Source organism: Geodermatophilus sp. SYSU D00815 (genome assembly GCF_054050035.1).
In genome coordinates, this window is the sequence record NZ_JBJGYO010000004.1 from 176,674 (window position 1) to 200,717 (window position 24,044).

Sequence of the window (24,044 nt, forward strand, 5' to 3'; positions counted from 1 at the left end):
CGTGAGGGAACCGATCCGGCCGCAACCTGGGAGGGCGGGGAACGGGGGCCTCGCGATCCGCCGGAGCTCCGGCGCGTCGACGACTCCCCTCGTCCGGCCCAGCAGGAGGCCATCCCCGTGAACGCCACCGACGCCCGCATCTCCCGCCGCGCCGCGCTCCACTGGGGAGCCGGCGCCGTGGCCACCGCCCTCCTCGGCGGCACCGGCGTCCTCGCGACCGCACGCCGCGCCGCGGCCGACGTCGTCGAGGCCGACCTGTTCGCGCTGCCCGGCGAGCGCGTGATGATCGACGGGCTGTTCGTGCCGTTCCTCGGCTTCGGCAGCACCCCCCAGCGACCCGAGCTGCCCGCCGGCCGGCTGGAGGTGCAGACCGGTGACACGGTCAGCCTGACCATCGAGAACGGCACGACGCGGCTGATCGGGCTGGCCGTGCCCGGGGTGGCGGCCGTGGACGGCGGCCCCGTCGCGCCGGGCAGCACCGGCACGGTCACGTTCACGGCACCCGACCGGCCGGGGACATCGGTCTACATCGGCACGGTGGACGGCAGCGCCGAGACGGGGCGGGCGCTGGGGGCCACCGGCGCCCTGGTCGTCCGGCCCCGCGCGGGCGCGGCGTCCGTGGGGGCCAACTTCCCCGGCGCCCTGGCCCGGGCGCGCCGCCAGCCGTTGTTCGGCACTCAGCCCGCGGTGTTCCCGACCGTGATCGTCCAGGAGCGCTCGTGGCTGTTCGCCGAGCTGAACCCCGCGACCGCCCGCGATCTCGCCGGCGGCCGGGTCGCCCTGCCCAGCGATCCGGAGCCGGAGTACTTCCTCATCAACGGGATCAGCGGGATGTTGGCGGTCGAGGACCCGGCCACCTTCCTGGAAGGCCGTGCGGGCGATCTCGGCCGGCCCGGGGACGCCACCCTCGTCCGCATGATCAACACCGGCCGTGCGCCGCGGTCGGTGCACTTCCACGGCAACCACTTCTGGGTCCTCAGCCACCCGGACACGCCCTGGATCGTCGGCGCCTTCAAGGACACGGTGCGGGTGCCCCCGGGCTCCGCGGTGGACGTGCTCTTCCCGATGGAGACCCCACCGGACTCGTTCCCGGTGGTCGACCGCGCGCAGAAGTACGTCGTGCACGACCACATCGAGATGGCCGAGACCGCCAGCGGGGGCCACTACGCCGGCGGCATGGTCTCCGAGGCCGCCTTCGACTGAGCCTTCGACCGAGATCCTCGACCGAGAGGAGCTGATCACCATGGCCGGCGGACTCGTCCCGATCGACCAGAACCGTCCCGCGGACCTCACCCAGTCGGTGCACTTCGGGCACAACTACCCGGAGGCGGGCCCCGAGACGCCCGGGCGGGTGCGGCCCGACGCGGCCTTCGTGCGCAAGGTCTTCAACGACAAGCTGGAGTTCTCCGACGGCGAGGACGTCGAGTACTGGGCGTTCAAGGACCCCGACGACGACAAGCCGTTCCCCTCGACCCCGATCCGGGTCCGGCAGGGCCAGGTGGTGCACACGACGATCGAGCCGTCGATCAACCGGCACACGATCCACCACCACGGCATCGAGCCGTCCACCTACAACGACGGGGTGCCGGACACCTCGTTCAGCGTCGCCGGCGACTACACGTACCAGTGGCGGGCGTCGCGGGCGGGCACCTTCTTCTACCACTGCCACCGCAATGCGCCGCTGCACGTGCAGATGGGCATGTTCGGCTACCTGGTCGTCGACCCGCCGACCGGCCCCGGGAGGCTCTACGTGGGCGGGCCCGAGTACGACGTCGAGGCGCTGTGGGCCACGTACGACGTCGACCCCGCGTGGCGCGACTACAACCACGCCTCCGGCGAGGAGAACGCGATCGCGGACCGGACGAGGCTCAACCGGTTCCGGCCCCGCTACTTCACGGTCAACGGCGTCGACGCCCAGCGGTCGCGGAACGACCCGAGGACGACGGTGCGGGCGCGGGTCGGGCAACGGATCCTGCTGCGGCACCTGACCGGCGCGTACTTCGTCAACACGGTGATCTTCCCCGGAGCGCTGCGGCCGGTCGTGCACATGTCCGACGGCGAGCCGCTGCCCGAACCGTTCCGGCTGCCGCAGAACCGCTTCACCACGACCACGGCCGAGCGCTACGACCTGATCCTCTGGCCGAGCACCGCGGGGACCCACACCGTCACCTACCAGTTCCGGCACTGGCTCACCGGCGCCCTCGCCGGCACGGCCACCGCCCACGTCGTCGTCACCTGACCCGGACGAGCGGAGGACCGCACCATGCGCACCTGGAGGAGGAGGACGGCCGTCGTCGGCACGCTGGTCGCGGTCGGCGTCGTGAGCGGCGTGACCGCCGGCCTGGCGGCCCTGCAGGACGACGGGGTGCACCTGTCCGCCGAGCTGGAGGACGGCGGCCACGCCTGGCTGGAACTGGAGGACCGCAACGCCCTGCCGGTGGTCTGCTTCATCTGGGACAGCGACGCACCGCAGGACGGCGACTCGATCCACAGCGCGATCCTCGACCGGGCCGGCGCGGAGGTGGTCGACCTGGGGATCGGCGACCAGTGGGTCGACGGCGGCGCCTCCGGCTGCGAGGTGGTGCGGGACGACCGGTTCCGCGACGTGTTCGCCGACCCCGGGGAGTACGTCGTCGAGGTGGTCGTCGTGGAGGAGCAGGGCACCCCGCCGACCCCACCGCTGCGCTCCGGGCCGCTGGCGCCCCACGACGGCACGACGACGTCGTCCGGCTGAGCGCCCGGCGACGTTCCACGGGAAACCGAGCGGACCGCTCGCGGGGGCTGCTACGTGGAGACGAGGGGAATCGAACCCCTAACCCCCGCCTTGCAAAGGCGGTGCTCTGCCAATTGAGCTACGTCCCCGGGCGAGCCGGGCGCCGGCCGGCTCAGCGTGCGGTGGGGGTGCTGACCGCGTCGGGCCCGCTGGTGGCCTCGTGCCACAGGTCGGCCTCGGTGCGGCCGGCCGAGCGCTTGCGGATCGCGGTGATCGCGCCGGCGACCGCTGCCGCGAGGGCCAGCTTCTTCAGCACGGAGTACCTCCTCGGGGCGCCGGGACGACCGGCACACGGGTGGGCCTGGGAGGACTTGAACCTCCGGCCTCATCCTTATCAGGGATGCGCTCTAACCGCCTGAGCTACAGGCCCGTGAACCTCGAACAGCTTACCTGGGCGTCATCACCGACCGAACGGGGGGTCGTGCCGGGTGGGGCCCGCAGGGCTCCGTGCAGGCGCGACGCCGCCGAGGGCGGCTCCTGGCCGCGGTGCAGCCCGCAGGGCCGCCCCGCCCTAGTCCCGCTCGGAGAGGGTCAGCTCCAGGCCGCCGACCAGGTCCGAGCAGAGGTTGTAGATGAACGTCCCGACGGTGCACAGCGCCGTCATCAGGACGACGTTGATCGCCCCGATCACCGCGGCGCCGCCGAAGACGATGCCCGGCGTGATGACCTCGCTGCCGCCGCCGTCACCCGACGCGCTGCCGAGCTGGCCGAACAGGTCGTTGAGGGTGTCGAACACGCCCAGGCCGGAGAGGACCCCGTAGAGGATCCCGACGGCCACCATCCAGATGAAGAACAGGGCGATCGAGAGCACCAGCGAGATCTTGAACGCCGACCAGATGTCGATGTTGCGCAGCTGCAGCCGTGCCCGCCGCGGGCCGCGGGGCGCGCCCTTGGCCGGCCGGCCCACCTTGCCCGCCTTCTTGGCCGGTGCCGACGCCGCGGCGCCACCGGCCGGAGCCCCGGCGGGAGCGCCCGCTCCCGGGGCGCCCGCTCCCGGGGCGCCCGCCACGGGGGCGGCACCGGGGGCGCCGGCACCGGGGGCGCCGGCTCCGGGACCCCCCGGCGGGACGGCGGCCGAGGCCCCGGTGGCGGGGGGCACCGGGGCACCCGTCGCGGGGCCGGCCGCGGACTGCGCGCGCTGGCTGCCCGTGGTCGGGATGGCCTGCGTCGTCGAGACCGACGCGGCGCCCGGGCCGCCGGCGGCGTCCTGCGTGCGCACCGAGCCCTGCCGGTCGCTCATCCCAGTCTCCCGTCCCCCGGCGCCGCGCGCCGCTCGCTCGCGACCGGTGCTCCCGGGGTGCGCGGTGCGGCACCCCGGGGCCGGTCAGGTCGGTGGTTCGACGGGGCGCGGCCCGTCCGCCGCGGGCTGCGGCGGCGACCGGGACCCCCGCCCGTCACCCGGTAACCCTAGGCTGCGGGCTCGTCATTGTCCGTGGTACGCGCGATTGCCACGATGCTCACGTCCTCCGGCAAGTTCATGAGCTTGACACCCATGGTGGCACGGTCCTTGTTGTGCCGCACGCCGTTGACCGGCGTCCGGATCACGCCGCCACCGGAGGTGATCGCGTACAGCTCGTCTCCGAGCCGGACGGAGAGCGCGCCGACCAGGTTGCCCTTGCGCGCCTTCGGGTCGGCGGTGAGCACGCCCTTGCCGCCGCGGCCCTGCGCCGGGTAGTTCTCGATCCCGGTGCGCTTGGCGAAGCCCCGCTCGGTCGCCACGAGGACGTCGACGCCCTCCTCGACCACGATCATCGACAGCAGCGCGTCGTCGTCGGCGAGGGAGATGCCGCGCACGCCCTCGGTGGCCCGGCCCATGGGCCGCAGCGTCGAGTCGTCGGCCTTGAACCGGATCGACATCGCCTTCCGCGTGACCAGCAGCAGGTCCTGCTCCGGGTCGATGAGGGCGGCGCCGATGAGCTCGTCGCCCTCGCGCAGGTTGATGGCGATGATGCCGCCGCTGCGCGGGGAGTCGAAGTCGGTCAGCCGGGTCTTCTTGACCTGGCCCTTGGCGGTGGCGAGGACCAGGTACGGCGCGACGCCGTAGTCCTTGATCTGCATGACCTGGGCGATCCGCTCGTCGGGCTGGAACGCCAGGATGTTCGCCACGTGCGCGCCGCGGGCGGTGCGGTTGGCCTCCGGCAGCTCGTAGGCCTTGGCCCGGTAGACCCGGCCCTTGTTCGTGAAGAACAGGATCCAGTCGTGGGTGGAGCCCACGAAGAAGTGGTCGACGATGTCGTCCTGCTTGAGCTGGGCACCCATCACGCCCTTGCCGCCGCGGCGCTGCGACCGGTAGAGGTCGCTCTTCGTCCGCTTGGCGTAGCCGGTGCGGGTGATGGTGACGACGACCTCCTCCTCCGCGATGAGGTCCTCCATGGAGACGTCGCCCTCGTTCGGCACGAACTTGGTGCGACGGTCGTCGCCGTACTTGTCGACGATCTCCTTGAGCTCGTCGCGGATGATCTGCCGCTGCCGCTCGGGGGAGGCGAGGATCGCCTGCAGGTCGGCGATGCGGGCCTCGAGCTCGGCCAGCTCGTCGTAGATCCGCTGCCGCTCGAGGGCGGCCAGCCGGCGCAGCTGCATGTCCAGGATCGCGGTCGCCTGGATCTCGTCGATGTCGAGCAGCTCCATCAGCCCACCGCGCGCCGCCTCGGCGGACGCGGCGCTGCGGATGAGCTGGATGACGGCGTCGAGCATGTCGAGCGCCTTGGCCAGACCGCGCAGGATGTGCGCCCGCTCCTCGGCCTTGCGCAGCCGGTACTGGGTGCGCCGGACGATGACGTCGATCTGGTGCAGCACCCAGTAGCGGACCAGCTCGTCGAGGCGCAGCGTCCGCGGGACGCCGTCGACGATCGAGAGCATGTTGCAGCCGAACGTCGTCTGCAGCTGGGTGTGCTTGTACAGGTTGTTCAGCACGACCTTGGCCACGGCGTCGCGCCGCAGCGTGATGACCAGCCGGCGGCCGACGCGGTCGCTGGACTCGTCGGCGATCTCGCTGATCCCCTGCAGCCGGCCGTCGCGGACGGCGTCGGCGATCGCCTCGGCCAGGTTGTCCGGGTTGACCTGGTAGGGCAGCTCGGTGACGACCAGCTGCACCCGGCCGCGGGCGTCCTCCTCGACCGTGACCACGGCGCGCATGCGGACCGAGCCGCGGCCGGTCCGGTAGGCGTCCTCGATGCCCTCGCGGCCGACGATCAGGCCGTAGGTCGGGAAGTCGGGGCCCTGGATCCGGGCCATGCAGGCGTTGAGGGCCTCCTCGGGCTCCGCCTGCGGGTGGTCGAGCATCCAGTAGACGGCCTCGGCCACCTCCCGCAGGTTGTGCGGGGGCATGTTCGTGGCCATGCCGACGGCGATGCCGGCCGAGCCGTTGATCAGCAGGTTGGGGATGCGCGACGGCAGGACCAGGGGCTCCTGGTTCTTGCCGTCGTAGTTGGGCTGGAAGTCGACGGTCTCCTCGTCGATGCCGGCCATCATCTCCATGGCCAGCGGGGTCAGCCGGGCCTCGGTGTAGCGCATGGCCGCGGCCGGGTCGTTGCCCGGGGAGCCGAAGTTGCCCTGGCCGTCGATCAGCGGGTAGCGCATCGCCCAGGGCTGGGCCAGCCGCACGAGGGCGTCGTAGATCGCCGAGTCGCCGTGCGGGTGGTAGTTACCCATGACCTCGCCGACGACGCGGGCGCACTTGACGTAGCCGCGGTCGGGGCGGAAGCCCTGGTCGTACATCGCGAACAGCACCCGGCGGTGCACCGGCTTGAGGCCGTCGCGGACCTCGGGCAGCGCGCGGCCGACGATGACCGACATCGCGTAGTCGATGTAGCTGCGCTGCATCTCCTGCTGGAGGTCGACCGGCTCGACGCGGTCGCGGAAGGGGGTTTCGGTCACCGTTCAGGTCCTCAGTCGAAGGACCCCGTCCTCCCCGCCCCTCGCGAGCTCGGGCGGACCCGGGACGGGGCCGGGGATGGTGCGGGCAGTGGTCCTCGGCTACACGTCGAGGAAGCGGACGTCCTTGGCGTTGCGGGTGATGAAGCTGCGGCGGGCCTCGACGTCCTCGCCCATCAGCACGCTGAACAGCTCGTCGGCGGTGGCGGCGTCCTCGAGGGTGACCTGGAGCAGGATCCGGGTCTCCGGGTTCATCGTGGTCTCCCACAGCTCGGTCGCGTTCATCTCGCCGAGGCCCTTGAACCGCTGGATCGCGTCGTCCTTCGGCAGCTTGCGACCGGCCTCGGCGCCGGCCTTGAGGACGGCGTCGCGCTCCTTGTCGGTGTAGACGTACTCGTCACCGATCTTGCCGCCCCACTTGATCTTGTACAGCGGCGGCTGGGCCAGGTAGACGTGCCCGGCCTCGACCAGCGGCCGCATGAACCGGAACAGCAGGGTCAGCAGCAGCGTGCGGATGTGCTGGCCGTCGACGTCGGCGTCGGCCATCAGCACGATCTTGTGGTAGCGCAGCTTCGACAGGTCGAACTCGTCGTGGATGCCGGTGCCGAAGGCCGTGATCATCGACTGGACCTCGGTGTTCTTGAGGACCCGGTCGATGCGCGCCTTCTCGACATTGATGATCTTGCCGCGGATGGGCAGGATCGCCTGGAACATCGAGTCGCGGCCGGACTTCGCCGAGCCGCCGGCCGAGTCGCCCTCGACGATGTAGATCTCGGAGTTGCGCGGGTCGGTGGAGCGGCAGTCGGCCAGCTTGCCCGGCAGCGAGTTGTTGTTGAGGACGTTCTTGCGGGCCAGCTTGCGGGCGTCCTGCGCGGCCCGGCGGGCGCGCGCGGCCGAGCTGGCCTTGGAGATGATCGTCTTCGCCTCGGACGGGTTCGCCTCGAACCAGTGCCCGATCTGCTCGTTGCAGACCCGCTGCACGAAGCCCTTGACCTCGGTGTTGCCGAGCTTGGTCTTCGTCTGGCCCTCGAACTGCGGGTCGCCGATCTTCACCGAGACGATGGCGGCGAGACCCTCGCGGATGTCCTCGCCGGTGAGCTTCTCGTCCTTCTCCTTGAGCAGCTTCTTGTCCACGGCGTACCGGTTCACCACCGAGGTGAGCGCCGCGCGGAAGCCCTCCTCGTGGGTGCCGCCCTCGTGGGTGTTGATGACGTTGGCGAACGTGTAGACCGACTCGGAGTACGACTCCGACCACTGCATCGCGACGTCGACCGACATGCGCATGTCGTTCTTGCCGGTGCCCTCGGCGGAGAAGCTTACGACCGACTTGTGGATCGGGTTGCGCTTGGCGTTGATGTGCGCGACGTAGTCGATCAGGCCACCCTCGTAGTGGTAGGTGACCTCCGTCGCCTCGAACGCCTGCGCCTCGGCCGCCGGGTCCGGTGCCTCCACGGCGACCGAGGTCTCGTCGGCCACGCCGGTCTCGGCCTTGCCCTGCCCGGGCCGCTCGTCGCGCAGGACGATCTTCAGGCCCTTGTTGAGGAAGGCCATCTCCTGCAGCCGCCGGCTGATGGTGTCGAACGAGTAGCTCGTGGTCTCGAAGATGTCGCCGTCGGCCCAGAAGGTGATCGCGGTGCCGCGCTTCTTCGTCGGGCCGACCTCCTCGAGCGGACCGGGCTTGGCGTAGTCGTAGACCTGGTGCCACTCGGTGCCGTGGGTCCAGACCCGGACGTCGAGCCGGGTCGACAGCGCGTTGACCACGGTGACGCCGACGCCGTGCAGACCACCGGAGACGCCGTAGCTCTTGCCGTCGAACTTCCCGCCCGCGTGCAGGACGGTCATGATCACCTCGACGGTCGGGCGCTTCTCGACCGGGTGCATGTCCACCGGGATGCCGCGGCCGTTGTCCTCCACCCGGACGCCGCCGTCGGCCAGCAGCGTCACCTTGACGGTGTCGCAGAAGCCGGCCAGCGCCTCGTCCACGGCGTTGTCGACGACCTCCCACACCATGTGGTGCAGGCCGCGCTCGCCGGTGGAGCCGATGTACATGCCGGGGCGCTTGCGCACCGCCTCGAGGCCCTCGAGGACGGTGATGGAGCTGCCGGAGTACGAGTTGTCGGTCTTGGGTCGGGCGACCACGAGGGGCCTTTCTCTCGCGCAACCGGCGCGCGGCGGCCCGTCGACGCTGAAGGGCACGGAGGGCGCAGAACGGCGCTCAGCCGGTTGCTGGCGGTTTCTCCCGTCCAGTCTACCTGTGCCACCGACAGGAATGCCGCCGTCCACGCCCTGAGGCAGCATCTGCGCCACAAACGACTCGCCAGCCACCACCGGTGCTGCCCCCGGGGGTGACACGCCGTCCCTGGGGGCGCTGGGACGGCGGCGCCGCCCGGCGCCCGGCTCAGCCCGGCAGCCGGCTGGCGTCGAGCCGCCCGGGGGAGCGGTTCGCCAGCACGGTGACCACCCACAGGACGACGCCGATGCCGAGCAGGATCCCGGCGATCCGGTACTGCTCGGCCGGGCGGCCGGCCCACGGCGTGGCCAGGAAACCGCACGCGAGCGCGCCGACCACGGGGAGCACGGTGGGCGTGCGGAAGTGGTCGGCGTCCACGTGGTCGCGGCGCAGGACCAGCACCGCCACGTTGACGACGGTGAAGACGCAGAGCAGCAGCAGCGCCGTCGTCCCGCCGAGCGCCGGGACGCGGCCGACGAACGTGATCAGCCCGATGGCGAGCACGGTGGTGAACAGGATCGCCGGCCACGGGGTGCGGCGGCGGGGGTGCACCCGGCCGAGGAAGGCCGGGAGGACGCCCTCCCGGGACAGCCCGTAGACCAGCCGGCTGGCCATGAGCATGTTGATCAGGGCGGTGTTGGCGACGGCGAACATCGTGATGACGCCGAACAGGCCCAGCGGGAAGGCCGGCGCCCCGGCCTCCACCACCTGCAGCAGCGGGGTGTCGCCCTCGCTGAGCCGGTCCGCGGGCACGAGCGCGATGGCCGAGATCGACACCAGCACGTAGATCAGGCCGGTGAGCAGCAGGCCGGCCAGCAGCACCTTGGGGAAGATCCGCCGGGGCTCCTTGCACTCCTCGGCCATGTTGACCGAGTCCTCGAAGCCGACCATCGCGAAGAACGCCAGGCCGGTGGCGGCGACGACGCCGGCGAAGACGGTCCTGTCGCCGGTGTCGAACTCGGTGACCCGCGAGAAGTCCCCTTCGCCGAAACCGAGCGCCCACAGGCCGATGGCGATGATGATCAGCAGGCCGGAGAGCTCGACGCAGGTGAGGACGACGTTGGTCTTCACGCTCTCGCCGACCCCGCGCAGGTTCACGAGGGCCACCAGGGTCATGAAGCCGAGGCCGACCAGCGTGATGCCCACGCCCTCGCCCAGCCCCAGGTCGAACACCTCGGCGAAGTTCGCGCTGAACGCCCGCGCCGCGGTCGAGGCCGAGGTGATCCCGGAGCTCATCACCGCGAAGGCGACGATGAACGTCAGGAAGTGCACGCCGAAGGCCTTGTGCGTGTACAGCGCGGCGCCGGCGGCCCGCGGGTACTTCGTGACCAGCTCCAGGTAGCTGAACGCGGTGATCAGTGCGACCAGGAACGCGATGAGGAACGGCAGCCACACGACACCGCCCACCTCGGCGGCCACGGTGCCGGTCAGCGCGTAGATGCCGGTGCCCAGGACGTCGCCGACGACGAAGAGCAGCAGCAGGCCCGGTCCCATGACCCGCCGCAGTTCCGGCTGGGCGCCGGCGCGCGCGTCGGTGGAGGTCTCCGCCATGACGGAATCGTGGTGCGGGCGGCGGGCGCCCGCGAGTCGGGCGGGGGGCGCGCGGGCGCCGGACACTCGGGAGGTGGACGAGCCCGGGACCACCCGACCGCTGACCTGCCTGGTGACGGGCGCGACCGGCTACATCGGGGGACGGCTGGTGCCCGAGCTGCTGGCCGCGGGCCACCGCGTGCGCGTGCTGAGCCGCTCGCCGGAGCGGTTGCGCGACCACCCGTGGGCCGGCCGGGTGGAGGTGGCCCGTGCCGACGCCGGCGACGCCGAGGCGGTGGCCGCGGCCTGCGCCGGCGTCGACGTCGTCTACTACCTGATCCACGCGCTGGGCACGGGGCCGGAGTTCGAGGAGACCGACCGGCGCACCGCCCGGGTGGTGGCGGCCGCGGTGCGCGAGGCGGGCGTCGGCCGGCTGGTCTACCTCGGCGGCCTGGAGCCGCGGGGCGAGGAGCTCTCGCCGCACCTGCGCTCGCGGGCCGAGGTCGCCGGGATCCTGCTCGGCTCCGGCGTCCCGACCGTCGTGCTGCGGGCGGCGGTCGTGCTCGGTTCCGGGTCGGCGTCGTTCGAGATGCTGCGCTACCTGACCGAGCGGCTGCCGGCGATGGTGACGCCCAGCTGGGTGCAGAGCCGCATCCAGCCGATCGCCGTCCGCGACGTCCTGCGCTACCTGGTCGGCTGCGCGACGCTGCCGCCCGAGGTGCACCGGTGCTTCGACATCGGCGGCCCCGACGTCATGACCTACGAGGAGATGATGCAGCGGTACGCCCGGGTGGCCGGGCTCCCCCGCCGGCGCATCGTCCGCGTGCCGGTCCTGTCGCCGTCGCTGTCCAGCCACTGGGTCGGCCTGATCACCCCGGTGCCGGCGTCGATCGCCCGGCCGCTGGTCGAGTCGCTGCGCAACACCGTCGTCTGCGGCGAGCACGACATCTCCCGCTGGATCCCCGACCCGCCGGAGGGGTTGCTCGGCTTCGACCGGGCGGTGGCCCTGGCGCTGCAGCGGGTCCGGGAGGCGGCCGTCGCCACCCGCTGGTCGTCGGCCTCGGTGCCGGGCGCGCCGTCCGACCCGCTGCCCACCGACCCCGACTGGGCCGGCGGCAGCCTCTACGTCGACGAGCGGGTGCGCACGACCTCGGCGTCGGCGCAGGCGCTGTGGCGGGTGGTCGAGGGCATCGGCGGCGAGGCCGGCTGGTACTCGTTCCCCCTCGCCTGGCGGGTGCGCGGCTGGCTGGACCGGCTGGTCGGCGGGGTGGGCCTGCGGCGGGGACGGCGCTCGCCGCACGACCTGTACGTGGGCGACGCGCTGGACTTCTGGCGGGTCGAGGAGGTGGAGGACGGCCGGCTGCTGCGGCTGCGGGCGGAGATGCGGCTGCCCGGGCTGGCCTGGCTGGAGTTCCACGTGGAACACGGGCGGCTGCGGCAGCGGGCGACGTTCCACCCGCGCGGCCTGCTCGGCCACCTGTACTGGTGGGCCGTCGCCCCGTTCCACGGCGTCGTCTTCGGCGGCATGGTCCGCGGCATCGCGCGGGCCGCCGAACAGCGGTCCTCCGCGACGGCCTAGACGAGCAGCTGGGCCGCGGCCAGCTCCCGGTAGAGCGGGCTGGTCTCGACCAGCTCGGCGTGCGTGCCGCGGGCCACCGCCCGGCCGGCGTCGAGGACGACGATCTGGTCGCTGTCGAGCACGGTCGACAGCCGGTGCGCGACGACCAGCAGCGACCGGTCGGCGGCGGCCGCGGCCAGCGTGTCGCGCAGCAGGCTCTCGTTGCGGGCGTCGAGGCTGGCGGTCGGCTCGTCCAGCAGCAGCAGGTCGGGGCGGGCGAGCAGCGACCGGGCGATGGCCAGCCGCTGCCGCTCGCCGCCGGAGAGCAGCACGCCGTCGTCGCCCACCGGGACGTCGAGCCCCCGCGGGGACCGCTGCACGATGCCGGTCAGACCCACGTCGGCGAGGACCGCCCACAGCTCGTCGTCGCCGGCCTGCGGCGCGGCCAGCAGCAGGTTCTCGCGCACGGTGCCGGCCAGCACCGGCGCCTCCTGCTCGACGTAGCCGAGCCGGGCGCGCAGCGCGGCGCGCGGCAGGTCGCGGACGTCGGTGCCGGACCACCGGATCGCCCCGCCGGTGAGGGGGTAGAAGCCCTCGATCAGCGCGAGCACCGTGGACTTGCCGGCGCCGCTCGGGCCGACCAGCGCCACCCGGCTGCCGGCGGGCACGGCGAGCGACAGCCCGTGCAGCACCGCCGTGCCGTCGGGGTAGGCGAACGAGACGTCGTCGAGCTCCAGCAGCGGGACGGCCGCGCCGGCCGCGGGTGCCCGGGGGAGCGCGGTGGCGGAGCCCCGTTCCGGTCGCTCGTCGTGCTCGGGTTCGAGCTCGAGCACCTCCCGGATGCGCCCCAGGGCGCCCAGCCCGGTCTGGATCTGGGTCCACGCCGCGATGGCCTGGCCCAGCGGGATGACGAGCAGGAACAGGTAGAGGATGAACGCGACCAGGTCGGCGACGCGGATCGACCCCGTGGCCACCCGGTACCCACCGACGCCGAGCACGGCCAGGAACGCGCCCTGCACGGCGATCGCGCCGGCCGGGGCGATGAGCGCCTCCAGCCGGGCCAGCCGGACGCCGGCCGCGTACGCGCGGGTGGCGCTGGCGTCGACCACGGCCACCTCCCGCGCGGTGGCGCCGCTGGCCCGGATGGTCCGCACCGCCGACAGCGCCCGCTCGACCGCCGCGGTCATGGCCCCGACCGCCTCTTGTGCCTGCCGCGACAGCCGGCGCGCCCCGCGCGAGGCGGTGATCGCCACCCCCGCCCCGACGACGACCGCGACGACGGTCACCAGCAGCAGCCAGCCGTCGACCAGCGCCATGGCCACGAGCGAGCCGACGCCGACCACCGCCGAGCCGGCCACCTCCACCACGCCCGAGGTGACCGTGGCGCGCAGGAGCGTGGTGTCGGCGCCGACGCGGGACATCAGGTCGCCGGTGCGCCGCCGGTCGTACTCGGCCACCGGCAGCCGCAGCAGCCGCTCGGTCAGCGTCCGGCGGGTGGTGAGGACGACACCCTCCGCCGTCCGCTGCAGCAGGAACTGCTGCGCGGCACCCAGCAGCGCGGCGGCGACGAGCACGACCAGCAGGACGACGACCGGGCCGACCAGCCCCCCGCCCCGGCCGACCGCGTCGATGACCCGGGCGATGAGCGCCGGCTGGGCCAGCGCGGCCAGGCCGCCGGCCAGGCTGAGGACGGCGGCGAGCGCGAGCGCCCGCCGGTGCGGGCGCAGCAGGGGGAGCAGGTCGCGCGGCCGCGCGGTGGCGACCTCGTCCGCGGCGGGACCGGGCGCGGCGTCGGTGCTCACCGCCGGCGGCCGGGCTAGTGGCCGGCCAGCGCGCCGAGGACGGCGCCCAGCAGCCGGGCGTGGTGCTCGATGAGCGAGGGCCGGTGCCCGTCGGGCCGGATCGCGGCCACGTGACCGGCCGCGGTCCAGAACTCGTCGCCGTCGTCGCTGCCGAGCAGCAGGCCGCGCAGGGTCGGGTCGGCCACGAGGCGGCGCAGGTCGGGGCCGTCCTCGGCCGCGAGCAGCACCCAGCGGGTGTCGAACTCCTCGTCCCCGCTCGGGATCTGCAGCAGCCCGCCGGTGCCGTGCTTCCAGAACCGCGCGGGGGTGAGCCGCATCCGCGGCAGCGGGAGCAGCACCGGCGCGGCGGTGACCGCGTACTCCGGCACCCGGTAGCGGCCGGACTCGTAGACCACGTCGAAGGCGACGAGGTCGGTGGTGCCGACGCGCCCCCGGACGACGGCCGCGGGCCGGTGGTCCCTGCCCAGCCGCACCGGGGCGGCGGCGATGAGCTCGCCGAGGACGGCGTCCTGCGGCTGCGCGCCGTCGCTGACCGCCCAGCCGTGCTGGACGGCCCAGGCCTGCGCGCCGACGAGGTCGCCCTGGTAGGCGAAGACCTGCTCGACCGCGCCCGGACGGCGTCGGCGCCCGCCGAACAGCCCCCGCCGCGGCTGCTCCGCCGGCGGGGGGTACGGGCCCGGCTCCTCGGCCGGGGGCTGCTCCGGCGGGATCGCGCCGGGCTGGGTCTCGTCGCGCTGCGCCGGGGGGAGCGACCAGCCCGGCGGCTCCCAGGGGGCGGGCTCCTCCGGCCGCGACGGGCCGCGGTCGGCCTGGGGCTGGTCGCCGCCGCCCCCCAGGTGCGCCGGTTCCTGCCAGCCGGCGCCCTCGTCGCGGCGGTCGTCGAAGCCGTCCCGGTCCCTGCTCATCGCTGCCTCGTCCTCCCGGTGCCGGCGTCCGCGCCGGCGCCCGTCATCCGTACGTGTCGCGGGGCCCGCGGCCGCGCACCGAGCGCGGCCCCTTCTTCCAGCTGGGCGCCGTCGGTCCGACAACGCGCAACCTGGTCACGACGTCCCCGCCGACCTGTGCCCGCAGCTTGGCCAGGATGCTCGGCGCGAGCAGCCGCAGCTGGGTGGCCCAGGCCGTGGACTCGGCCTGGACCAGCAGCTCGCCGTCGGTGAGCGTCTGCGGGGTGCAGTGCGCGGCGATGTCGGGGCCGACCAGGGCCGACCAGCGGCCGAAGACCGTGCCCACCTTCGTGCGCTCGGACCAGTCCTGCGCGCTGACCAGGGAGTCGACCAGCCGGCCCAGCGGCTGCGGGTCGTCGTCGCCGGGGCGCGGGCCGGTCCAGGTGCGCCGGGGGCCGGCGATCCGCCGGCGGGTCGGCTGCGGCCGGGCGGCCGAGGCGGCGCGGGCCGCCTCCAGCGCGGCGCGGGCGATGTCGCTCGGCCGCGCGGGCCGGTCATCGGTCACCGGGCACCTCCAGCAGTGACGGCCCCTCGTGCCCCGCGCCCTCCGCGAGCCCGGGGTCGGCCCCCGGGGGGAGGCCGGCGTCGCCCAGCGGCGTCGCCGTCCCGCCGCCGACGAGCACCACCGCGCCGCGCAGCTCCGCGGGCACGTCCTCCAGGACGGCGGCCGTGATGAGCGTCTGCTCGGCCGACCGGGCCACCGCGGCCAGGGCGGCTCGGCGGTCGGCGTCCAGTGTGGCGAAGACGTCGTCGAGCACGAGGACGGGCTCCTCGCCGTCGGCCCGGAAGAGGGCGAAGGTGGCCAGCTTGAGCGAGAGCGCGAGCGACCAGGACTCCCCGTGGCTGGCGAACCCCTTGGCCGGCGAGCCGCCGAGGTGGATGACCAGGTCGTCGCGGTGCGGCCCGACCAGGGTCATCCCGCGGTCGACCTCCTCGCGCCGCCGCTCCGCGAGCCGGTCCCGCAGCGCCGCGGCGAGCTCGTCCGCCGTCGGCAGCGGCGTCTCGGGCGGCACCGGACCGCCGTCGCCGGCGAGCGGCACGGTGCTCGCGTACCCGAGCCCGGCGGGGGCGGCGCCCGGCCCGGCGACGGAGGCGTAGGCGCGGCCGACGTGCGGCGCCAGGTCGGCGACCAGCCGCAGGCGCGCGGCGAGCAGCTGGCTGCCCAGGTCGACGAGGTGACCGTCCCAGACGTCGAGGGTGGCCAGGGCGTCGCCGCGGGCCAGCCGGGCGGTCTTCAGCAGCGCGTTGCGCTGCTTGAGCACCCGGTCGTAGTCGCTGCGCACGCCGGCCAGCCGGGGGGTGCGGCTGACCAGCAGCTCGTCGAGGAAGCGGCGGCGCTCGGTGGGGTCCCCGCGCACCAGGGAGAGGTCCTCGGGCGCGAAGAGCACCGTCTTGACCACGCCGATCAGCTCCCGGGGGCGGGGCAGCGGGGCCCGGTTGACCCGCACCCGGTTGGCCCGGCCGGGGTTGACCTCGATCTCGACCAGGAGCTCGCGGTCGCCGCGCCGCAGCGCGGCGCGCACCACGGCCTGCGGGTCGCCGGTGCGGACCAGCGGGGCGTCGGTGGCCACCCGGTGGCTGCTCAGGGTGGCCAGGTAGCCCACCGCCTCGACGAGGTTGGTCTTGCCCTCGCCGTTGCGGCCGACGAAGACCGTCGGGCCGGGGCGCAGCGCGAGGTCGACCCGCTCCCAGTTGCGGAAGGAGCCCAGCTGCAGGTGCCGGACGTACACCGGTCACGCCCCTCGGGGGGTGCTGGGGCGACCCCTCCGCGGAGCCCCGCGCCCAGCTCGAACGGCCCCGCCCCCGGCTCGCGGAGGCCGGGGACGGGGCCCTCCCAGGCGGGCAGGGGGATCCGTCCTCACGCCGGGCGCTCGACCTCCTGCGCCGCGACGGCGTGCACGGCGTGGCCGCCGAACTGGTTGCGCAGCGCGGCGACCGCCTTCATGGTCGGGGAGTCGTCCTGGCGCGAGACGAAGCGGGCGAACAGCGAGGCGGCGATCGTCGGCATCGGGACGGCGTGCTCGATCGCCTGCTCGACGGTCCACCGGCCCTCCCCCGAGTCCTCGGCGTAGCCGCGGATCCGCTCGAGCTTGGGGTCCTCGTCGAGGGCGCGCACCAGCAGGTCGAGCAGCCACGAGCGGATGACCGTGCCCTGCGTCCACGACGCGATGACCCCGGGGACGTCGTCGACGAGGTCGGTGGCCGCGAGCAGCTCGTAGCCCTCGCCGTAGGCCTGCATCAGCGCGTACTCGATGCCGTTGTGGACCATCTTCGAGAAGTGGCCGGCGCCCGGGCGCCCGGCGTGCACGAAACCGGCGCCGGGCAGCGCCTGGCCGGACTCGTCGGTCGGCGAGGGCGGGCGCAGCGCGTCGAAGATCGGCTGCACCCGGGCCACGTGCTCGGCGTCACCGCCGACCATCAGGGCGTAGCCGTTCTCCAGCCCCCACACCCCGCCGGAGACGCCGCAGTCGAGGTAGCCGATGCCCTTGGCGCCGAGCGCCTCGTGGTGCAGCAGGTCGTCGGTGAACTTCGAGTTGCCGCCGTCCACCACGACGTCGCCGGGGCTGAGCAGCTCGCCGAGCTCGCGGACGACCGACCGGGTGGCCTCGCCGGCGGGGACCATGACCCACACCACCCGCGGCGCCTGGAGGGCGTCGACCAGCCCCTGCAGGCTGTCGACGTCGCTCTTCGGCGAGCTCCTGTCGTAGCCCACGACCTCGTGGCCGGCGCGGCGCACGCGCTCGGCCATGTTGCCGCCCATCTTCCCCAGACCGACCAGCCCCAGCTGCACGGCGACGTCCTCTCTCGAAACGAACTGCGTTGGTGTGCGCTCGCGGTGCCCGGGCGGCGGTGACCTGACACCTGCTCGACGGGTCAGCCGGGCAGGCGGACCGGCATGATCAGGTAGCGGTAGCTGCCGCTGCGCTGCGCCGGGCTCGCCGGCGCGGCGTCGCCGCCGGCGCCGTCGTCGTCGGCGGCGGGCTCGTCGACCCCCGACAGGACGGCGGGCTTGAGCGGGCTGGTGAAGTCCATGCGCGCCCGCGGCGTGTGCACCGACGCCAGCCCGTCGAGCAGGAAGGTCGGGTTGAAGCCGATCGTCAGCGGCTCGCCGTCGAACTCGACGTCGCAGCGCTCCTCGGCCTGGCCCTCGTCGTCGGTGCCCCCGGCGCGCAGGGTGACCTGCCCGGGGGTGAACTCGCACCGCAGCGGCGTGCCCCGCTCGGCGACGAGCGCGACGCGCTTGGCGGCGTCGGTGAACAGGCCGACCGGCAGCACGGCGTGCGCGTTCGACTCGTTCGGCATGATCGCGCGGTACTTGACGAACTCGGCGTCGAGCAGCCGGGTGGTCGTCTGCCGGTCCTTGCCGGACAGGCCGAGGATGCCCTCGCCGGAGCCGCCCGACGACAGCGAGACCACGATCTCCGGGCCGCTGGTGAGCGTCTTCGCGGCATCGGCGAGCGTGCGCGCCGGCACCAGGACGGCGGCCGAGGTGCCCGGCGTCTCCGGTCGCCAGGCGAACTCGCGCACCGCGAGGCGGTAGCGGTCGGTGGCGGCGAGGGTGATCAGGTCGTCCTCGATCTCCAGCCGGACGCCGGTGAGCATCGGCAGGGTGTCGTCGCGGCCGGCCGCCACGGCGACCTGGCCGACCGCCTCGGCGAACACGTCGCTGTCGACCACCCCGGCCGACGACGGCATCGACGGCAGGGAGGGGTAGTCCTCGACCGGCAGCGTCGGCAGGCTGAACCGCGCGTTGCTGCAGGCGATGGCCAGCCGCGCGCCCTCGGCGGTGATCTCGACCGGGTGCGGCGGCAGCGCGCGGGTGATCTCGGCGAGCAGCCGGCCCGGCACGAGCGCGCGACCGCCCTCGGTGGCGTGCACGTCGACCTCGGCGCGGGCCGAGACCTCGTAGTCGAAGCCGGAGACGGAGAGCTGGTTGCCGTCGACCTCCAGCAGGATGCCGGCGAGGACCGGCACCGACGGCCGCGGCGGAAGGCTGCGCGCCGTCCAGGCGACGGCGTCGGCGAGCACCTCTCGTGCCACCCGGAACTTCATGACTCGACCCACCCCAGCTCTGCCCGAGGGGTGAGGACTCCGGTGTCCTCACCCTCCGCGGGATCTCCCGTGCTCATGTGCGTGTGCTCCCCCGTGTGCTCATCGTGCCTGGTGCGCCTGCCTCAGTGGAAACCCGTGCCCCCCGGAGGGCCCGCCCAGCGCAGCGTCCCCACCCAGACTGGGGTTCGAGAATTTCCCGGGACATCTCCTTCATCCTCGTCATCACCGGTGTGGATCCTGGGGACGGAGCCCGTTCGCGCAGGTCGTCGCACAAGTCGACATGTTGGTGCGTTGTGGGTGGCCGAGGGCGCTCCCGTGTCGACACGTGGACAACTCGACGGCCGTGCACACGCCACCCCCGTCGTCCACGGGCCGTCCCCTGCCCGCTGCCCGGCGCATCCCCAGCCCGTCCGCAGGCCGCCCGACGGCGTCCACCGCGACCCCGCGTGACCGGGAAACCGCAGGTCACACGCATGTAGTTACACGGGGGGCCGAGTACGGTCGCGTACCCGACCGCAAGGGCCGTGGGTCGGCGGGGGGCGCGCCCGTGACCGGATGTGAGCCAGCGCACACGAGATACCCCCAACCTGTGCACATTCCTGGGGACAACTTCTCGACGAGTCGACGGCGGCCGGGACGGCGACCGGCGCATACCCGCGCGGGACGAGGCCTTACGCCATGCACACAGTTCCCCACAGGTGGGGATAAGTCGACGTCGCGGGGGGTGTCACCGGATCCGTCCGACGGGCCCCGGACGGGCCGGCCCACCGCAGCCGGGTCGGTGCAGGGTCCCGTCGCGAGCGGGTGACGTGCTGGAGCGGCCCCGTTCGCGCGCCCAGAGCGTGCGAACGGTGGGGAGGAACGGGGTCCTTCTACTGGCGGGCGCGGCTCTTGATCCGGGCGGTCAGCTCGGTGACCTGCGTGTACGTCGCCCGGCGCTCGCTCATCTGGTTGGTGATCTTCTTGACGGCGTGCATCACCGTGGTGTGGTCCTTGCCGCCGAAGGAGGCGCCGATCCGCGGCAGGGACAGCTCGGTCAGCTCACGGCAGAGGTACATGGCGATCTGCCGGGCGTTGACCAGCGTGCGGCTGCGGTTGGTGCCCTGCAGCTCCTCCATCGTCACGGAGAAGTACTCCGCGGTGGCGGCCATGATGATCGCCGCGGTGATCTGCGGGCCCTGCTCGTCGCTGATCAGGTCCTTGAGCACGAGCTCGGCCAGCGGCAGGTCGACCTGCTGCTTGTTGAGGCTGGCGAACGCCGTCACCCGGATCAGCGCGCCCTCGAGCTCGCGGATGTTGGTCTGCACCTTGCTGGCGATGAACTCCAGCACCGCGTCGGGCACCTGCAGCCGCTCGCCCCACGCCTTCTTGCGCAGGATCGCGATGCGGGTCTCGAGGTCCGGCGCCTGGACGTCGGTGATCAGGCCCCACTCGAAGCGGGTCCGCAGCCGGTCCTCCAGAGTCGTCAGCTTCTTCGGCGGACGGTCGGAGGTGATGACGATCTGCTTGCTGGCGTTGTGCAGCGTGTTGAACGTGTGGAAGAACTCCTCCTGCGTCCGCTCGGCGCGCTCCAGGAACTGGATGTCGTCGATGAGCAGGAAGTCGATGTCGCGGTAGCGACGGCGGAAGTCCTCGGCGCGGCCGGAGTGCACCAGGTTGATGAACTCGTTGGTGAACTCCTCGGTGCTGACGTACCGCACCCGGACGTTCGGGAACATGCGCGCGGCGTAGTGGCCGATCGCGTGCAGCAGGTGCGTCTTGCCGAGCCCGGACTCCCCGTAGATGAACAGCGGGTTGTAGGCGCGGGCCGGCGCCTCGGCGACCGCGACCGCCGCGGCGTGGGCGAACCGGTTGCTGTTGCCGATGACGAAGCTGTCGAAGACGTACTTCGGGTTCAGCCCGAGGTCCACCGCGGCCGACCGGCGCTCACCGCCGCTGCCGGTCTCCGCCCCGCGGGCTGCGGCGCGGCCGCTCTCCCCCCGGCGGCCGGCGGTCCGGCCGCGGCCGGCATCGGCCGGCAGGTCGAGGTCGAAGGGCAGGACGTCGGCGGTGTGCTCGTCGGCGCTGGGCACGGCGGGCGCCGCCGGGCTCCAGTCCTCGGGGGCGCCGCGGTCGGCGACCGGCCGGGGCCCCGGCTCGTCGACGACCGGGCTGCGCAGCCCCTCGGCCGGCTCGCGGTCCCAGGCGGGCGGCGGCTGGCTCCACGCCGGGGCCTCCCGTTCCCAGACCGGGCCGGCGTCGGCGCGCACGCCGAACGCGCTGCGCCCGTCGTCGGCGCGGTCCCGGCTCTCCTCGTCCTCCGCGGTGCGGTGCGCACCCGAGGCCGACCACGGTCGCCGCGTGGGCGGCTCCGGCTGCTCCTGCGGCGCGGGGGGCGCGTCCTCGAGCTGGACGGCGACCCGGATGTCGCGGCCGAACTGCTCGGACAGCGCCTCCGACAGCACCCGGCGCATGCGCGACTCGAGCACGGTCTGGGTGAATTCGTTCGGCGCGGCGAGCACGGCGGTGTCCTCGACGAGGCCCAGCGGCCGGGTCAGGTTCAGCATCGCGTTCTGCTGTGGGGACAGGCTCGTGGCCAGCCGCTCGCGGATCTGGTCCCAGACCGTCGCCAGGTCCAGCGTGGCATCGGTCATGCCCGTCGTCCTCCCAGTGCTGTTCTCGACCCCAGGCCCCCGGCCCGGCCCCCGCGGTGCCGACCCCGGCTCGCCCCCGGCGTGCCGGGGTGCGCGCACCCCGCCCGGAGCCGTCGTTGTGGATACCCGAGCACACCGGGTCCACATCGCTGTCCACAGGCTGTGCACGAGCGGCGGCGAGCGTCGGCGCGGGCCGCCGCGGGCGGTCCTCCTCGACGATATCCGTGCTGGTCAGCGCGCTGGACGAGCGGACGTGCTGTGGTCGGCCACGCCGGTTCGACCGACGGGTCGGCTCCGGCGCCGGACCTGCTCGGAGCGACGCGGAGCGACGGCGACGCTAACAGCCTTGTCCACAGACCGGCAACGATCGCCGGACGTTCCCGGGCGCGTCGATCGGAGTTGGGACGGGCGTCACTACGGCGTGCCTCTGCCGAGCCCGGGCGGCGGTGGGTGAGGCTGGGGAGTCGCCGATCGGCCCTCCCGCCGGGCACCCGCCATCCTCGGCTATGCTGGTCGGAGTCTGCAGAGCGCCCGGGCGCCTGCGCAGGTCGTACCTGTCTCCCGGGGTTCTCGCAGGAACCAGCTTCCGGGGTCCGAGCCCCGAGCGCGCCCGTCGGCCGGCGGGTGCGCGCCCGCCGATGTCGTGCAGTAGGAGTACCTCGTGAGCAAGCGCACGTTCCAGCCGAACAACCGCCGCCGGTCCAAGACCCACGGCTTCCGGCTGCGGATGCGCACCCGCGCGGGCCGGGCGATCATCGCCGGCCGTCGGCGCAAGGGTCGCGAGAAGCTCTCCGCCTGAGGTGTTGCCCGCGCAGGCCCGCCTGCGCCGGCGTCCGGAGTTCACCGCGGTCGTCCGGTCGGGGCGGCGCGTCGGGCGGCCGACCATGGTGCTCCACTACCTCCCCTCCCGTCCCGCCCTGCCGGGCGTCGCCACCGACGGCCCGCGGGCGGGATTCGTCGTGGGCCGGGCGGTGGGCAACTCGGTGGTCCGCCACCGCGTGACCCGTCGGTTGCGCGCCGTCGTCCGTGCCGAGCTGCACCGGCTGCCCGCCACCGCCGACCTGGTGGTGCGAGCCCGCCCCGAGGCCGCCGAGGCGAGCTCCGAGCGGCTGGGCCGCGACCTGGCCGCCGGCCTCGACCGCCTGCTCGGCGAGCCGGTCCGGTCGTCGTGAGGTCGGCCCTGCTCGCGGCGGTCCGCTTCTACCAGCGGGCCATCAGCCCCGCCCTGCCCCCGCGCTGCCGCTTCTACCCGACGTGCAGCGCGTACTCGGTCGAGGCGATCGAGCGGCACGGCGCGGCCCGCGGCACCTGGCTGGCCCTGCGCCGGCTGGCGAAGTGCGCACCCTGGCACCCCGGCGGGGTGGACCTGGTGCCCGAGCCGCGCACCGGAACCACTCCCGACGGCCGGTCGTCGAGCACTGCGGCACCGGTCGCGGACCCCCGCTCCCACGGCCACCACCACCCCGACCGTGCGACCGCACGGGCCGCGCAGCAGGAGGCTGGCGTTGCTTGACTGGATCTACACCGCCATCTCCTGGGTGATGGCGCGGTGGCACTCGCTCTGGAACTCCCTCTTCGGTGATCCCGCGCCCGAGACCGCCCTCGGCGGCCTCGCCTGGGTCCTGGCGATCGTGTTCCTCGTCGTCACGATCCGGATCGTCCTGTTCCCGCTGTTCGTCAAGCAGATCAAGTCGCAGCGGGCGATGCAGGAGATCCAGCCGGAGATCCAGAAGCTGCGCAAGCAGTACGGCAGCGACCGGCAGGGCTTCAGCCAGGCCGTGATGGCGCTGCAGAAGGAGCGCGGGGTCAACCCGCTGGCCGGCTGCCTGCCGATCCTGCCGCAGATCCCGGTCTTCATCGGCCTGTTCCACGTGCTGCGCCGCATCGCGCCGGGCGCGGACGGGCTCTACAGCTGGAGCGACCAGCTCACCGACGAGGCCGCTCGCGCGAAGTTCTTCGGCGCGCCGATCTCCTCGTCGTTCAACATGAGCGGCTCCAAGGAGCAGGCGATCCTCGAGATCGCCACCTACACGAACATCCGCGTCGTCGCGTTCGTGCTGATCGTGATCATGTGCGCGACCACGTTCTTCACGCAGAAGCAGATCATGCGGCGGTCGGGGCCGGTCGAGGGCCAGGCCGCGATGGTGCAGAAGTTCATGCTCTACGGGATGCCGCTGAGCCTGTTCGTCTCCGGCTTCTTCTTCCCGATCGGCGTCCTCCTCTACTGGTTCACCAACAACCTGTGGACCCTGGGCCAGCAGTTCTACGTGCTCAAGAAGATGCCCCCGCCGCCCGGCTCGCCCGCCGCGCTGGCGAAGGCCGCCGCCGAGAAGCCCGCGATCGACCCGAAGGCGCTGGCGCCCAAGCCGGGCGCCAAGCCGGTGCGCGGCAAGGGCGGCAAGCCGGTCACTCCCGCGGCGCCCTCCGCCGGCCCCGACGGGGCGGCCGCCGCGGCCTCGAGCGACAACGGCACCCCCGGCGGCACCCCCGGCGGCACCCCCGGCGGCTCCACCGGCAGCACCGCCGCGGACGGGGCCCGCTCCAGCCCCCCCAGGACGGGCGCCTCGGGCTCGGCCAAGGCGAAACGCAAGCGCCGCTGACCGGCGCTCCGGCGTCCCGCGGGGACGTCCGGCCGGCTCCCGCCGGCC

Annotated in this window: 20 protein-coding genes and 2 tRNA genes; 8 read left to right on the forward strand and 14 right to left on the reverse strand. The window is 73.7% G+C overall.

All coding sequences use genetic code 11. From position 1 onward, the window contains the following. Positions 1–117: 117 nt before the first annotated feature. From ACI78S_RS06925 to ACI78S_RS06935, 3 genes are read left to right on the forward strand one after another with little or no spacing between them, the layout of a single operon-like run. A complete protein-coding gene (locus ACI78S_RS06925) occupies positions 118–1,203 on the forward strand; it encodes a multicopper oxidase domain-containing protein (protein ID WP_456971536.1) in 1,086 nt (361 codons plus the stop codon). Between the two features lie 40 nt (positions 1,204–1,243). After that, positions 1,244–2,239: a multicopper oxidase domain-containing protein gene (locus tag ACI78S_RS06930; protein WP_456971538.1), complete on the forward strand. Its 996-nt coding sequence runs from the start codon at positions 1,244–1,246 to the stop codon at positions 2,237–2,239. Positions 2,240–2,263: 24 nt separating this feature from the next. Further along, entirely contained in the window at positions 2,264–2,734 is a 471-nt protein-coding gene (locus ACI78S_RS06935; protein ID WP_456971539.1) for a hypothetical protein, read from the forward strand. 55 nt (positions 2,735–2,789) lie between these two features. Here ACI78S_RS06935 and ACI78S_RS06940 read toward each other — a convergent pair. From ACI78S_RS06940 to ACI78S_RS06970, 7 genes are all read right to left on the reverse strand, one after another. Then, positions 2,790–2,862, reverse strand: a tRNA-Ala gene (locus ACI78S_RS06940). Positions 2,863–2,885: 23 nt separating this feature from the next. Next, positions 2,886–3,029, reverse strand: a complete 144-nt coding sequence (locus ACI78S_RS06945; protein ID WP_456971541.1) for a DLW-39 family protein — start codon at positions 3,027–3,029, stop codon at positions 2,886–2,888. Between the two features lie 40 nt (positions 3,030–3,069). Then, positions 3,070–3,143 (reverse strand) — tRNA-Ile (locus ACI78S_RS06950). A gap of 141 nt (positions 3,144–3,284) precedes the next feature. Further along, on the reverse strand, positions 3,285–4,013 hold the full coding sequence (locus tag ACI78S_RS06955) for a DUF3566 domain-containing protein (RefSeq protein WP_456971543.1): 729 nt from the start codon (positions 4,011–4,013) through the stop codon (positions 3,285–3,287). Positions 4,014–4,180: 167 nt separating this feature from the next. Beyond that, positions 4,181–6,649: a DNA gyrase subunit A gene (gyrA, locus tag ACI78S_RS06960; RefSeq protein WP_456971545.1), complete on the reverse strand. Its 2,469-nt coding sequence runs from the start codon at positions 6,647–6,649 to the stop codon at positions 4,181–4,183. A 99-nt stretch (positions 6,650–6,748) separates the two neighbouring features. Then, positions 6,749–8,785: a DNA topoisomerase (ATP-hydrolyzing) subunit B gene (gene gyrB / locus ACI78S_RS06965; RefSeq protein ID WP_456971547.1), complete on the reverse strand. Its 2,037-nt coding sequence runs from the start codon at positions 8,783–8,785 to the stop codon at positions 6,749–6,751. Between the two features lie 259 nt (positions 8,786–9,044). Further along, positions 9,045–10,427 (reverse strand): APC family permease, encoded by a 1,383-nt coding sequence (locus ACI78S_RS06970; protein ID WP_456971549.1) that lies wholly within the window; start codon positions 10,425–10,427, stop codon positions 9,045–9,047. A 73-nt stretch (positions 10,428–10,500) separates the two neighbouring features. Between ACI78S_RS06970 and ACI78S_RS06975 the strand changes: the two genes are divergently transcribed. Beyond that, positions 10,501–11,985, forward strand: coding sequence for an SDR family oxidoreductase (locus tag ACI78S_RS06975; protein WP_456971551.1), 1,485 nt, complete (start codon positions 10,501–10,503; stop codon positions 11,983–11,985). Here the strand turns inward: ACI78S_RS06975 and ACI78S_RS06980 are convergent. The 7 genes from ACI78S_RS06980 to dnaA all read right to left on the reverse strand — a co-directional run bounded on the left by ACI78S_RS06980 (position 11,982) and on the right by dnaA (position 21,396). Then, a complete protein-coding gene (locus ACI78S_RS06980) occupies positions 11,982–13,766 on the reverse strand; it encodes an ABC transporter ATP-binding protein (protein ID WP_456971553.1) in 1,785 nt (594 codons plus the stop codon). The two genes, ACI78S_RS06975 and ACI78S_RS06980, sit on opposite strands and share 4 nt — an antisense overlap. Before the next feature lie 14 nt (positions 13,767–13,780). Then, entirely contained in the window at positions 13,781–14,671 is an 891-nt protein-coding gene (locus tag ACI78S_RS06985; RefSeq protein ID WP_456971555.1) for a hypothetical protein, read from the reverse strand. Positions 14,672–14,714: 43 nt separating this feature from the next. Next, the gene (locus ACI78S_RS06990) at positions 14,715–15,215 is read right to left on the reverse strand and encodes a DciA family protein (protein ID WP_456971557.1); all 501 of its coding nucleotides are present in this window, start codon (positions 15,213–15,215) and stop codon (positions 14,715–14,717) included. Continuing rightward, positions 15,205–16,440, reverse strand: coding sequence for a DNA replication/repair protein RecF (recF, locus tag ACI78S_RS06995; protein WP_456971559.1), 1,236 nt, complete (start codon positions 16,438–16,440; stop codon positions 15,205–15,207). Before recF ends, ACI78S_RS06990 begins: the two co-directional genes overlap by 11 nt. A gap of 128 nt (positions 16,441–16,568) precedes the next feature. Next, entirely contained in the window at positions 16,569–17,588 is a 1,020-nt protein-coding gene (gnd, locus tag ACI78S_RS07000; protein ID WP_456971700.1) for a phosphogluconate dehydrogenase (NAD(+)-dependent, decarboxylating), read from the reverse strand. After that, a complete protein-coding gene (gene dnaN / locus ACI78S_RS07005; RefSeq protein WP_456971561.1) occupies positions 17,585–18,763 on the reverse strand; it encodes a DNA polymerase III subunit beta in 1,179 nt (392 codons plus the stop codon). The genes gnd and dnaN overlap by 4 nt, the downstream gene beginning before the upstream one ends. An 872-nt stretch (positions 18,764–19,635) precedes the next feature. Further along, the gene (gene dnaA / locus ACI78S_RS07010) at positions 19,636–21,396 is read right to left on the reverse strand and encodes a chromosomal replication initiator protein DnaA (protein ID WP_456971563.1); all 1,761 of its coding nucleotides are present in this window, start codon (positions 21,394–21,396) and stop codon (positions 19,636–19,638) included. A gap of 661 nt (positions 21,397–22,057) precedes the next feature. Here dnaA and rpmH point away from each other — a divergent pair. From rpmH to yidC, 4 genes are read left to right on the forward strand one after another with little or no spacing between them, the layout of a single operon-like run. Next, entirely contained in the window at positions 22,058–22,195 is a 138-nt protein-coding gene (gene rpmH / locus ACI78S_RS07015) for a 50S ribosomal protein L34 (RefSeq protein WP_089305879.1), read from the forward strand. Position 22,196: 1 nt separating this feature from the next. Continuing rightward, complete coding sequence (gene rnpA / locus ACI78S_RS07020; protein ID WP_456971565.1) at positions 22,197–22,568, forward strand: ribonuclease P protein component; 372 nt, start codon at positions 22,197–22,199, stop codon at positions 22,566–22,568. Next, on the forward strand, positions 22,565–22,909 hold the full coding sequence (gene yidD / locus ACI78S_RS07025; protein WP_456971567.1) for a membrane protein insertion efficiency factor YidD: 345 nt from the start codon (positions 22,565–22,567) through the stop codon (positions 22,907–22,909). The genes rnpA and yidD overlap by 4 nt, the downstream gene beginning before the upstream one ends. Continuing rightward, entirely contained in the window at positions 22,902–23,996 is a 1,095-nt protein-coding gene (gene yidC, locus ACI78S_RS07030) for a membrane protein insertase YidC (protein ID WP_456971569.1), read from the forward strand. The genes yidD and yidC overlap by 8 nt, the downstream gene beginning before the upstream one ends. Positions 23,997–24,044: the final 48 nt, after the last annotated feature.